The organism is Candidatus Cloacimonas sp. (assembly GCA_035403355.1).
GTDB lineage: Bacteria > Cloacimonadota > Cloacimonadia > Cloacimonadales > Cloacimonadaceae > Cloacimonas.
Map to the genome: position 1 here is coordinate 17,577 of DAONFA010000011.1, position 13,706 is coordinate 31,282.

Genomic DNA, 13,706 nt, shown 5'->3' on the forward strand with positions numbered 1-13,706 from the left:
GACCGGGAGGTCAACCTTCCGGGAAGGATAAAGTGGTAATTTGGAAGCAGCCAATTAATTAGCCCCATCTGCATCGTTTGGGATAAAAAAAAGTGCGTACCTTAAAGATACGCACCAATTAAACAAGGAGATGAATGTTTTTATTTAAGCAGGGAGATTTTACGCGCTAAATTATAACCAGGAGCATTCATCTGAATTACATAAGTTCCGGTAGAAACATAATGCCCTTCATTATCTTTGCCATTCCAAACGATACGATGAGATGCTGCTTTATAATTCTCGTTCAAAAGGTCTCTGATCAATTGACCTTTCAAATTATAAATAGTGATAGTTACTTTGCCCTCTACGGCAAGATCAAAAGGAATAGTAACATCTGGATTGAAGGGATTGGGGAAAGGTTTCTGCAAAGCAGTTATTTTAGGTATCTCTGTATCGGGGTTTGCACCATTAGTCACTTGAACGGCTAAAGCAGCAGAATAGGATATACCCCCATCCAAATCTTCCATTTGCAACCAGTAATAGTAAATGCCATTACCCGGAACTTCGCTGTCTATAAATGAATAAACAACCGTTGAGGAAGTATTCGCTGCTGCAATTAGATTGCTTACAGAGGTAGCTGTAGAAACTTCAGCAACCGTATTACGCAAAACCCGAAATCCTGAAAGATTGGTTTCGGATTGAGTTACCCAATCCAAACGAACTTTGCCTTGAACCATTAAAGTAGCGGTAAAAGATGAAAGAACAACAGGCAAGGTCTGACCACTTTCATCATTAAGAACAATTTGCAGCGTATAAGCTTCTTTGCTGCCTTTGCTTAAACTGCTCATCACAAAAGTAACTGTCTGGTCTGAAGGGTTTATACCGCCTGGTCCTACACTTTGTAATTCACCTCCATTCAAACGATAACCAACATCCGTGGGAGTATAGTCGCTCAATCCGCTGTAGGAAAGAATAAAAGTTCCAATGCCAATAGTAGGGTTATCAAAGGCAAGGTTATACTGCAAACCCTCAGGAGTAGTTCCATAACTCATAGATACAGTAATGATATCATTGTCAGAAGGACTAAAATTGGCAGGATGCACTTTCACTGTAGGAGTAACATTATCTTCTCCGACAGGATAATTTCCCACATTTATTGTTGTTTCCTCGCTGCTATTGATTTCTGTGCTGCCCTCGCCAGAGGAAACACTTTCAGTCGTTACTTCTTGAGTTGTAGAATATTCGCTGTTAAAATACTGGTCATTGGCAACTGCCTTTACCCGATAATAATATGCTGTATTATAGTTTAAGCCATTAACAATGCAAGAGGTAGAAGTTAAACTCTTATCTTGATAACCGGGAAGGAAACTGGAAAAACTGCTGTTAGTGGAAACATCCAGTAAATAACTTACTGCTCCTGAAACCACACCCCACTTTGCCTGAATACTGGAAGTTGTTTTAGTTCCATCTTCAGTTACGGGTGTAGCTAGGTTCTCATTTACCGTTACTACATACGAACAAGTAGAAGCGTCATTACTGGTAGTTAAAATATAGGTTACAGGGTCAGTGAAATCATTCGCAGTTGTGCCACTTGTCTGAGTAGTCGTTCCAACCTTTACAATTGCTCCGGTTGCTGTAAAATTAGCTATTAAAGCAGTTCTATCTGTTCCATTAGGGACAGCTACTTTGATGGTCTTATGTGTATGATCAATTGTTCCGGTTGCAGGGGGATTACTGAAATAAAATGCAGTTATTGCAAGTGGCGTTGCTTTTAGAACTGTGCTTGTTGGATTATCTTCATGCTCGGCATTATCATAAAATGCCTGAACTTCATATCGATAGTGAGTTCCATTGATCAAATCGATACCGGTATCTGTATAATTATAAGTGCCCTTACCTTTATCAAGATAGATACTTCCAATATTGGTTCCATTGCGAAGGATATTAAAATAATCCAATTTACTATCTATAGGAAGAAGTCCAGCTGGATTATTCCAAGTTATTTTAACATAGCTATTGCCAACATCAGCTATCGCTAAGCCGCTGGGAGGATTATTGGTAAAATTAATAGTGCAACTGTTAGTGGTCTGTTTATCTCCTGCAACCCCAACCAATTTCGCATCATCCACTGTAATTTTAACATTACTTACATTTGCTGCATATTCGTGATAAGTGGCATTTCCGGAAAGATAAACTTTAATATAGGAAACATTATCACAAGTTACACTTGCTATTTGAAGACCTGTAGGCAGATTTTGCGCTGATAAATCTGAGATAGTAATTTCCGGATCAAAAGAAGTATTAATAGCATCTATCCTAATGTATGTATCAGAACTAACAGATCCATCGTTAGCTGCAGTTTCTGTAATTGTTTTATAAGAGGCATAAAATTCAAGTGAAGGAGCCTCTGTAACTTGACCTGTTGGATCACTTAGAACGGCAGTTCAGGTTCCCGGTTCTACTGCATTTTTAGGAGTAACTTCAAATTTCAGATATTTGCCTAAATCATTTTGAACAACTGTATAAGATGTGCTTGTTGCTCCACTTATCGCAGTATAGGTTCCTGATTGACTGTCACTTTTTAACCAACGAAAAGTGGTTCCGCTTTCTGGATTACTTTCGTTATCGTGATAAGCATAAGATCCTTCAATGGTTTGTCCCACCTTAGCATATTCCGGATTAGTAATTTTAACATTTGTAGCATAAGGTACAGTATTAGTATTTATTTGAAGATAGGCACTGTATCCAGTAAAATAACCAGTAGATGTTACTAAACTGGATGTTATAGTATTTGCATCTCCATCATCACCATACACTCTAACCCTGATTTTAAAGCTATTAGCGTCTTCAGCAGCACCTGTAGGAGTTGGTAATGAAATAGAAACTGAATCAATATAAGTAACGGAATTTTCTATTCCACTTCTCTCAATACGAGAAGCAGTAGCATCAGTGTAAGATAGAGGATTTCCGCTTCCATCAGTACTTTCGTACCAATAAATTCGTGCTTTATCAAAAGGACCTGAAGTAGAGGTAGAGACACAAACACCATCTACTGAACCAAATTCCTCATCAAAATCCGTGAGAGAATAATCTACTTTTACATATACAGTTTGTCCTGGAATTACAGGATTACTACTCGGGCCTTTAATTCCTACATGGCTTAAAGAAATTGATGCTCCAGCTAAACTAAAAGCCCAAACTAAAGCGACTAAAAAAACGAAAAATTTCTTTTGCATTTTATCCTCCCGGATTAAGTGACTTTCTTATTAAAACCGATAAACAAATCATTAACACTCTATTATAACAGAGTGTGTTTAATAAACTTAGTATATTTTTACGCTTTTCCATTCTACTACTCTACTTTACCTAAATATAAAGTAAATCACTCTACTATCTTTGTCAAGCAAAAAATAGGAAAAAAAGGACTTTTTATAAAATAAAATCCCAAGACCTTATCGGAATGATAGTTCTACCTCTATAATATTTTTCAATTTGACAAACCAATAGACCGAGAACGGCAGGATTTTTTTCTTCCCTTTATGATTTTTATCTATGTAAATGATGTCAGCTGCTCAATATATATTCTGATAAACTCTTATAATGTAATAGAAACAATGTATTCAGCATACGGATTGTTGAATATTAGCTCGGCAACCCATCTATTGTATAGACCGGATAATTTATTCTGCTGACTTATTAGAGCTTAAAATATATCAGCTTTTCAGATTTTTCGTCCTGTAAATAATCAACAATTTAGCTATCCTTCTTGAAAAAAACTAAAAAAAAGTTTGAGATTGATAGCAATATCAACAGTGAGGATAAAAAACAGCTCAGAGAAAGCAATGCAAAAAAAACTGGACAGAATTATGGCTATTCTTAATATGGCTATCTATGCTAAAAAACAAAGTTTCAAAAAGTATAAAACTTATAAGGTAAAGCGATGAAGAAGTTTTTATTAATGCTCTTTGTTCTGGCGGGGTTATCTGTTTTAGCAGCCAAGGTGGATTTAAATACAGCATCTTTAGCTGAATTAATGCAGTTGCCCATCACAGAGAAACAGGCAAAAGATATCTATGAATATCGGGAATTTGTGAAGATATTTGATGATATCTATGAACTTAAGCAGATTCCTTCCATTGATCAGGAAACTCTGGATCGTTTAAAACAAATGGCGGTGGTTTCTATCTTTGTAGAAACGGATGAAGCAGCAGTCCGCAGAGAAGAAATCAGGGATTTAATGGAGCGTGTTGACAGCAATGAAGGTGCTTCAGAAGGAATGGCAGATGTTTGGGAAGATTATTTAATGACCCCTCAGAATGTGAACAAAATGCTCTTTGACGATTTGATGAGTTTTCCCAATGTTTCTGGAATTGATGCTGTAGCTGTTTTAAAAAGAATTGCCCAGGGCGATACTATTGCCGATACAAGGGATTTACGCAATTCTACAGGCCTTTCCTATTATGGTTATACAAACTTGCGCAGTTATGTATATTATAAAGAACCACCGGTGAAGAACAGATTAATGTGTGATGCTTCGCTTTTATATTATACGCGCTATTTTGAAGAAGGGCAGTATGATATGCTGCATGAGAGTTTTCTGCGTAACGATTATAATGCTGCCAATGTTATCGTTCCCCATCTGAAAACCAATTCCTATTGGGGTTATTTTGGTTTGGATGAACTTGACCCGGATATTATGCTTAAGTTGAGAATGCGTTACGGAAATAATTACAAGCTGGGTTTTATGAATTACAAAGCCAAAGGGGAAGAGGATTTACTGAATTCGCAGGCGGAGGATATTTTAGCCGATTCCAAATGGTATGCCGGTTATGAAAATAACAATATGCCGGGCTTGTATAATTCCCGTTTGAAGGTTTACGCAGGAAATTATCGTGCAACTTTTGGTGAGGGCTTGGTGATGGAAAATACTGATTATTACAGTGCTCGTAAAACCGGTTTTGGTTTCAGTAAAAGAATATTGGGAATAACCCCTGACCTTTCCAGAACGCAGGAAAATTCTTTAAGAGGTGGAGCAGTAGAATATACAACCCCTCTTTTTGGAGTTACCGCTTTTGCTTCCGTGGATGATAAAGATGCCCTTACTTATGTAGATAAATATGGAAATGCCGTTATGCGGGATGAATATGGAAATGATATTTATACCGATAGAGATACGCTTTCTGTAAATTACGGGCATCAATATTATGTGGATGTAAACGGACAGGCAGTTTATAATTATGAAAATGGCAATGCTGTTCAGGGAGATAAGACCAAGGTCTTTTCCTTAGTCAATCCCACTTTGCGTTACGATGATGATACAATGCTGGAAGCGGAACAATATTTTAACAGTGAGATTTCTGCCGGAATGCCTTATGCGATGAATTATATTAATCTTGCTGCGCGTAAGGATATAGTGCAGGAGAAATTATGGGGAACTCATTTGCAGGTGAATCCTTTTTTGGGAACCAAGCTTGGGTTTACTACTTATACAGCTATTTATGATGATGCCTATTTTGTTGTTCCTACCTATAATAACTTATTGCAGACCCTTTTAAGAGATTCCTATTATTATTCCAAACTGGTTAAAAATATGAATGCTGAAATTAGTAATCTCTATAGCACTCAGACCGATAAATACACGCGTGATTATAGAAGAGTTATTGGTTTTGATGCTCAAACTGTGATTGGCAATACTTCTATTCAGGGAGAATATGCGGAACTTTCTGTTGACGGGGAAGATTTAAAGCTGGGAGATGACCCTAAGGCGTATCTTGTTTCGGCTCATACTCTATACGAAAACCTTTATTTTATTACTCTGTTCCGCAATTACGATGTGGCTTTTGATAATCCTTACAGCAACAGTTTTTCAGAGCATCAGCGTTTTGAAGATACTATTCTGGAAAAGAATATTTATGCTTTAACCAATCCTACAATTGCAGACCTATATCAGAATTCCAATCAGTCCCAACCCGAACGCGGGGTCTATTTTGAAACCCGTTACAAATTTAATAGATATTTTACAATCGGCAGAAGCTACATAGACCTTTGGGAACGTTTAACGGACGGACGCAGAAGTGCCAGATTTCAAAGTGAACTGGAATTTCGTCCTCTCTATCAGCTGGCTTTGCGTTTGCGATATAAAAATCAGGTTAATCGTTATGACGATGATGCTGAACGCGGTGTTTCCAAGACCAATGAATATACTTTAGCGGTAAGGTCTTTTCTTTCCAACCGTGATTTCTTTGAACTGGAATACCGTTATAATACTGTATGGAACCCACCTTATACATCTTTAACTTATCCTGCTGTGGAAGGTGAAAATTCTATGGCTGCATCGCAAACCCTGATGATTGGTGACTATATTGCCGTAAACTATACTCACTATTTCAATAAATCACTTAAAATGCAGGGTTCTTTTCTGTATTGGTTTGGGCATGGTATTTCGCATTGGGATTGGGAAGATATGGAAATTGATTTTATGGGCGAGAAGGGTTCTAAGGCATGGGTTGCTTTCACCAGCCGCATTTCTCAAAATATGTATCTGAATTTGAAATTCAAGAATAAAACCTATCAGGATAAGGAAATTAATATCCGTAATTATAATATTTCGGATGATTCCACTTTGCTGGATGATCCGGTAAATTTTCAAAGAGTTGAACACAGCGAAAATACAATTCGCTTAAGCATTGACTACCGTTACTAATGTGGAGGAATAATGTTATCTAACAAATCCCTAATACTAATATGTATGTTAATTCTTGCTTCAGCACTTTCTGCCTGGAGCGTTACCGATACCTATTTCGGCAATCCTTTTTCCACTATTGATGCTCGCAGCTTTGCTATGGGTGGAGCTGGTTTATTTAATAGCAAAGGTGCTTTAGGAATAGCTGATAATCCTGCCAATTTAACTTTGATGCGTAAAACCCTTGGTTTTTCCGTTAATACTTACCTGAATCGGAATGAGGATAATCGCAGTATTCCCTTGTATAATTCCTTTGATAACTATATAGACGATTCTGTGTATTCTTCCAATATCAATACCTTTGATAATTATGCACCTGCTGGATTTTATGCCCACCGTTTTAAAAAATGGGGCGTTGGTTTGGGTTTCTATTATAAACCGGTTTCCAGTTTTGATGCCAATTATGAGGAAGAAGTTCGCAATAACCGTAATACCGATAACGATGTTTATCCCGAAAAGATTGCTGTAAACAAAATAGATAATGAGGGCTCTTTAAATAAGACCGCCTTTGTAACTTCCTTTGCTTATGGCTTAAGCGATGTTATAGACCTGAATTTGGGTATTGAATATGCTTTGCTGAATGGCGATATAAATCAGGAAAAGACCATTCGCTGGACCGATTGGTCTATCAGTCAGATAGGGGAATATCATCTTCCGGAGTTAACTGCCATTAATGACTATGAGTTAAGTGGTGAGCAATTCAAAATTGGTGCTTCAGCTCTTTTGGGAACACGAATTGGTTTGGCGGCAACTTTTACTCCCGGAACCACTTTAGATAAGAAAGGAACTGAATATTACAAAAGGGATGCTTATCTTAATACAGCTATGGATAGCACCTATATTAATGTTACCGAGGACTATAAATTACCCTCGCAAGTTAGATTCGGTTTTGTATATACTCCTCGCAATGTTATACGCACAGAATTTAATATGGATATAGAGTATGTTGCCTATAGCGAAATTAATAAGCGTTACGATGATATATTTAATTTCTATGCCGGTGTGGAACATCAGGTAGTAAACTTTTTGCCTTTGCGTCTTGGTTTTCAAGCTGTAAATAACTGGTATTTCACTACTGAAGAAGGAACAGATGAAAACAATCATCCAGTTACTTTATATCATACCTCTAAAATATTAACGCCAATGCTAACAGGAGGCAGCAGTATCAAGATTATGGATAACTTGAAACTGGACCTCGGTATTGGCTATACCTGGCGAGAATATGAAGCCCTGGATATGTTTACCGATACCTATTATAACGATAAAATCTATACCGGTTCTTCCACTTATGTTTTATGGCCCAATTCCCATATAACCCTTGCAGACAGGGGTTGGGAAAATCCTGATAAAGTGCGGGAAAACAATATTACTCTCAATGCCGGACTTAATTTTACCTGGTAAAAAACTATGAAACGCATAATTACTTTCCTTTTGGCAGGAATTCTGTTCTGCACAATGGCAGAAGCGGAAGACCTGCGCGTTGACCTCATTTTTTCTAACGATATGCATGGTGGCATAGACCGTTCCGAGGCAACTTTTATGAATCCGGATTTTCCACCTCTACTGGGAGGAGGAGGTTCCGCCGCTACTTTAATTAAGCATATTCGTTCTCTGGCAAATGATAGTAGAGATAATTTACTATTGGATGCCGGGGATATTTTTCAGGGACGTCCTGTAGGAACCATAACTAACGGAAAAGCAGTAGTTGAATTTATGAATGCCATTGGCTACGATGCAATGACCATTGGCAATCACGAATATGATATTGCCGAAGAGAAACTGATAGAGACCTTGCAGTTAGCTCAATTTCCCATTCTATCTTGTAATATTATAGATAAGAGAACAGGGGAAATACCAAGTTATGCCAAACCCTATATTGTAGTAGAGCGTTTGGGTATAAAAATAGGGATTTTGGGTTTTACTACAACCGATACCGAAAAGATGAGCTTTCCGGAAAACATCAAAAATATCAAATTCCTTTCCGAAAAAGAAGTGGTGGATAAATATGTAAAAATCCTCCGCAATGAGGAAAAGGTGGATATTGTTATTGTCCTTGGGCATGCTGGTTTACCTTATGATATTATTCCTACTTATCTAACTCGTTATGATGCTCAGGGAAATCCTCTGGAGAGTGAAAGATATGCCGTTTGGGGATATGATGCTCAAGAAATAGCTCGCGAAGTTGAGGGTATTGATATCTTCATCGGTGGCCATATGCATAAGGGAATTCCAACTCCTTGGATTGACCCATACACTCATACAATGGTTATTCAAGGTTATGCTTACGGTTCCAATTTGGGATGGATAACCCTGAAAATTGACCCCGAAACCAAAACTGTAAGCGGTTATGAAGTTCCTGCTATTCGTGAAGGCAGTATGGTTACCCTGTTTGAGGATGAATTTATTCCCGATGAAGAAATCGGAGGGATGATTGCTGAGCAGGTTGCTATTGCAGAAGAAGGAATGGATGAAGTTGTTGGCTATGCAGGCAGTTATTTATCCAGAACTAATGTAGATGCTCAATCCTTAATTGGAAACACGATTGTAGATGCTATGCGCACAGAAGTCGGTGCGGATTTTGCTTTTCTGAATCTGGGTGGAGTGCGCGCCGATATTAAAGCCGGTCCTGTTACCTACAGAGATATCTTTGAAGTGATGCCCTTTGATAATATGTTAGTTACTTTCCGTTGTAACGGAGAATTTTTACGCAAAATAATTGAGACCCGTGTTGAGGGTTCAAGGCACGGTTTAATTATCTCCGGTGGCAAAGTTGTCTATTCTAAGAAGAGAGAGAATTTTGACCGGGTAGTTCATTTTGAAATCGGAGGAGAACCTTGGGATCCCAATAAAATATATACCGTAGCTACAACGGATTTTATTATGCAAGGTAATGCGGGTTTAACTATGTTAATTCAAGTGCCCCAGGAAGATATAACCAATAATCAAATCAATTTGCGGGACGCTATTGTGCACTATTTCCAGAAACATAGCCCGATTATGACGAAAATAGATGATCGCTGGGTACGCAGAGATAATGCCAAGCCCTCTCCGGAAATGCTGCAATAAATATAACCTCTCACAGATTACACAGATATCACAGATATGATTTTTAAGAAACAAGGATTTAAGGATTATAGGATTTTGAGGATTTAGATGTGAAGATGGAGGATGCCTTTCCTCCGCAAGAATAAAAAGCTGAGCTAATGAGAGCTCCGACTACATTTGTAACCTATATACCGCTAAAGTTATCTTTAGTCCTTAATTGGTAAAAGTGGATAGGGCTTTTCCCTAAAAAAAGAACCCTGCAAAGAAAGATAGAAGATAGAGAATAGGTTTAAGCCGGTTATTCCTTATATTCCTTCTACAGTCATCATTTTTTATTGGAGTTTTAGTGTTTCAAATTAGCATAGTTGAATATGATTCTATTTATGCCCAAGCCATAGCTGAAATGTGGAATAACAGCAGTGACGGTTGGAATGGCAGAGTTTTTAACAGCACGGAAGAAAAGGTTTTACAGCAGGAATCCGGCACTAAATATCTGAATTTGTATTTGGCAGTGGAAAGTGAAAAAGTTGTCGGTTATGTAAAATTAACCAGATATCCTGAAGAAAAAGGAGTTGCCTATATTGAAATGCTTTCCGTTTTACCTTCTTATCAGGGAAAGGGTATTGGCAGGGAATTAGTTCAGAAATGTATCTTACGGGCTGCGGAACTTGGCTATGAACGCATTGATTTATTTACCTGGCCTGCCAATTTAAAAGCAGTTCCTCTTTATAAAAAATGCGGTTTTTTCTGGGAAAGAATGGATAGTCAGGCAACGCATCTGATGAATTTTCTTCCCGGATTGCTAAATAATGATCTCTTAAAGCCATATTGGAACAATTTTGATTGGTATAAGAACCTTATTAGAGAACTGAAAATAGAGCCGGATGGTAGAACTGAAAATGGCTTTGATTTCTATGATTATCTTTGGGAAAAAGAGGGAAAGCGGATAGAAGTTACTTTTGAGCGTTTTGGTAGAGGCATTGTTTCACTCAAAACCCCTGATTTTTCATTCAAGGTAGAGGTGCCAAATGCCAAGCCGGTTTTTGGCTTAAATTATCCTATTCATTACACTCTGGAAAATTATCAGGAAACACCGTTAAGTATTTCTTTGCAGGGTGAGAATGATGCTCTTGTTGATTACAATTATCAGCAGGAAATAGAGTTAAGCGACAAGAGGGAATTAGATTCCACTTTTTACCTGAAACCTTTATTGCGGGAAATATCTGAATGGGAAACAAGCCCTACTGTTAATACCCGTTTTAATATTGAAGGTAAAGAAATAACTTTTAAAACCGGCTTAAAAATCCAGTTTCCCTTAATGGCTGAATTGCGTGCTGTGGATAGTGTTTTTCTTCCTAATCGTAATTATAAAATGTATTTAAATGTCCACAACCATTTTGCGGTAACTTGTTCTTATCACCTAAAATTTCCTGTTGATGAGCGTTTGCAGCTTAGCCAAAGCAGTTTTGACATCACTTTAAATGCCGATGAGCGAAGTTTTATAGAACTTGATTTTTGTTTAACCAAGGGCATAATTTATAATCCTTGTCTCCAAATTACTGCCAAACCTGTAGGCGATAAGGAAATGCAATTTACCACCAGTTGCCATTATTGTTTTCAAATGCTTGGCTCTAAAGATGGCATTGATTCCTCTGAACTCCTGCAACTAATGAACGGAAATAATTGTCTCTATATTTCTAAAATCGGTCAGCGTAACTTTGCCACTTTAACAAATATCAGCACAAGTTATATTCAGTTTATTACACCTGAACCGGGTAAGCCCTATTCCGAAGAATTGGAAAGTGAATTGCCTTATGAAACAATTATTGAACAAACGGAAAATGCCATTCAGGCAATTTTGAAATTTCGTCCTCCGGATTTTCCATCTCTTGATTTTGGATTTGTTTATCGTTTGTATGACAGTGGCTTAGTAGAATATTTTGTTACCGTTTATGCCCTTCCTGAAACCGCAGAGGAGAGTTGGTTAAAAATAAAGTTTTATCCTTCCCAATACAACCTTGGCTTTGCTTATAAAGGCAGATTATATCAGGTTGGGAATGATTTGCCGGATGTTTATGAAAGTAATTTTCCGGCGGATGGCTTTAGCGAAAACTGGCTGTTTTTGCAAGGTTCAAATTATACTCAGGCACTAATTTGGCAACCAAATTTAACTCTCAAACCGGAAAGATACTATTTTTGTTGGGAATTAAACTTAAGTGAACTTGTCCGAAACGGCAACAATATTTCCTCTCCAATTCAGTTCTATCAAAATGTTTTTCTTTCTCCCTGGCAGGTTCGGAATCTTGCTTTAGGTAGAAAAATTCCCCAAGTTATCTATCCTCCCTTAAATTTAATTGCCAATAAAGGAAATCCCTTTGTAACAATACCTTGCACGGTAGAAATGAACCAAATTCTGGATATTGAACCAGCGGGGAGTTTTAATTTACTTTCCAGTTGCTTAAATGATTCCCAACCTCAAAAAATGCCCAAAAATGCTTTAGGAGATAGTAAATGCAGCTGGGAATTGCAACAAAAAACCAATAAACCGTTGGAATTGCTAATTTGCCAAGTTGAATTATATTATACTCTTGTGGAGAAAAAACAGCTTATCTTCTTTGCGGAAGGTGAGGTCTGTTTTCAGGAAAAAGATAACCTGCTTACTGCTGATAATGGCTGTTTACAAATCACTTCTGCCAGGGATTCTCTAATTCCCTGCCTGATTTCTTTGCAATATAAAGGAACTGAATGGCTGGAAAACAGTTATCCTGATTTCCTGCCCCGGTCGGTTTTTAATCCTTTTCCGGGAGGGATTTTTATTAGACCTTACCGTGTTGGCGCAGAGGTTTTAAAATTAGAAAACCATAAAGCAGATTTCATTTCACTGAAAGATAACTTTGAAAATTGCTGGCAGGGGATTACCATCACTACCACCATAGAAAAATTTGCACCGCTAAAAGGTTATATTTATAAACAGTATTATCTTTTGAGACCAGGAGTTCCGGTGCTGGCAATTTTTGCCGAGGTTGTTAATGCCCAGGGAATTGCAAGCTTCCATGCCTTTAATTTTAGTTTCCACAGGAAACATCAACAGGGTGAAAGAGACGGCTTATTCTATATCCAGCAGGAAGATAAGACCTGGCAAATGATTACTCAGACAAACGAACGGGACGATATGAGTTTGGACTACAAGACATTAGCAATGCAGATATCGGATAGCGAAAATTATTTGCAATTGTTTAAGTTAAGCAAATTTGCTACCGGATGGTTGTATATGGACCCTTCTGTAGCAGTTTTAGATACTAATATTTATACTGAAATGGTTACTCAAACCCCGGCAAGAACAGAACCGATATTTATTTTGATTGCGGATGTTCTGTATCAGAGTGAATGGCTCAATCAGTTACGGGACCTGCAGTTTCCGGTGATTTTCGGCAGCTAAATTTTGTTAATAGGTATGGGATGAACAGGATTATGGGGATTTACAGGATTTTTTAGGAATAGAATATTGAAGGTTGAGAGGGTTGAGAAAGTTGAGAGGGTTTAATATCGGAAGGTTGACCTCCTTTACCACCACCACCTAAAATTTATTTCCGGATGGTTGACCTCATTTACCACCACCACCTAAAATTTATTTCCGGAAGGTTGACCTCCTGGTCAACCTCTCGATAAATTCACGATGTAAAATGCGGGGAGTTTTGACCTACAATTTTCACCTGCCTTCAATGTCCCCACACCCCACAATTAACTGCACTTACAACCGCGGTTGGGAGTTTTGACTTACAATTTTCACCTGCCTTCAATGTCCCCTCACCCCACAATTAACTGCACTTACAACCGCGGTGGGGAGTTTTGACTTACAATTTTCACCTGCCTTCAATGTCCCCACACCCCACAATCTTTTGCACTTACAACCACTTTTTAACTGGTCTGAAATCCGAAA

6 protein-coding genes are annotated in these 13,706 nt (G+C 37.9%); 4 read left to right on the plus strand and 2 right to left on the minus strand.

Translation table 11 applies throughout. The annotated features are described in order from the left end of the window. Window positions 1-140: 140 nt before the first annotated feature. Window positions 141-2,108 carry a FlgD immunoglobulin-like domain containing protein gene (locus PLE33_04300; GenBank protein HPS60463.1) on the minus strand — a complete coding sequence of 656 codons (1,968 nt, stop codon included), beginning with the start codon at window positions 2,106-2,108 and terminating at the stop codon, window positions 141-143. Window positions 2,109-2,423: 315 nt separating this feature from the next. Continuing rightward, entirely contained in the window at window positions 2,424-3,215 is a 792-nt protein-coding gene (locus PLE33_04305; GenBank protein ID HPS60464.1) for a hypothetical protein, read from the minus strand. A gap of 704 nt (window positions 3,216-3,919) precedes the next feature. On the opposite strand from PLE33_04305, the gene PLE33_04310 reads away from it, so the two are divergent. From PLE33_04310 to PLE33_04325, 4 genes are all read left to right on the plus strand, one after another. Beyond that, window positions 3,920-6,682, plus strand: a complete 2,763-nt coding sequence (locus PLE33_04310) for a helix-hairpin-helix domain-containing protein (protein ID HPS60465.1) — start codon at window positions 3,920-3,922, stop codon at window positions 6,680-6,682. A 12-nt stretch (window positions 6,683-6,694) separates the two neighbouring features. After that, window positions 6,695-8,122 carry a hypothetical protein gene (locus PLE33_04315; protein HPS60466.1) on the plus strand — a complete coding sequence of 476 codons (1,428 nt, stop codon included), beginning with the start codon at window positions 6,695-6,697 and terminating at the stop codon, window positions 8,120-8,122. 6 nt (window positions 8,123-8,128) lie between these two features. Further along, entirely contained in the window at window positions 8,129-9,787 is a 1,659-nt protein-coding gene (locus tag PLE33_04320; protein ID HPS60467.1) for a bifunctional UDP-sugar hydrolase/5'-nucleotidase, read from the plus strand. Window positions 9,788-10,112: 325 nt separating this feature from the next. Further along, on the plus strand, window positions 10,113-13,205 hold the full coding sequence (locus tag PLE33_04325; GenBank protein ID HPS60468.1) for a GNAT family N-acetyltransferase: 3,093 nt from the start codon (window positions 10,113-10,115) through the stop codon (window positions 13,203-13,205). Window positions 13,206-13,706 lie beyond the last annotated feature (501 nt).

Excerpts from the sequence above, each read along its gene's own strand:
- PLE33_04310 (HPS60465.1), top strand. The coding sequence starts at position 3,920 with ATGAAGAAGTTTTTATTAATGCTCTTTGTTCTGGCGGGGTTATCTGTT.
- PLE33_04315 (HPS60466.1), top strand. The coding sequence starts at position 6,695 with ATGTTATCTAACAAATCCCTAATACTAATATGTATGTTAATTCTTGCT.
- PLE33_04320 (HPS60467.1), top strand. The coding sequence starts at position 8,129 with ATGAAACGCATAATTACTTTCCTTTTGGCAGGAATTCTGTTCTGCACA.
- PLE33_04305 (HPS60464.1), bottom strand. The coding sequence starts at position 3,215 with ATGCAAAAGAAATTTTTCGTTTTTTTAGTCGCTTTAGTTTGGGCTTTT.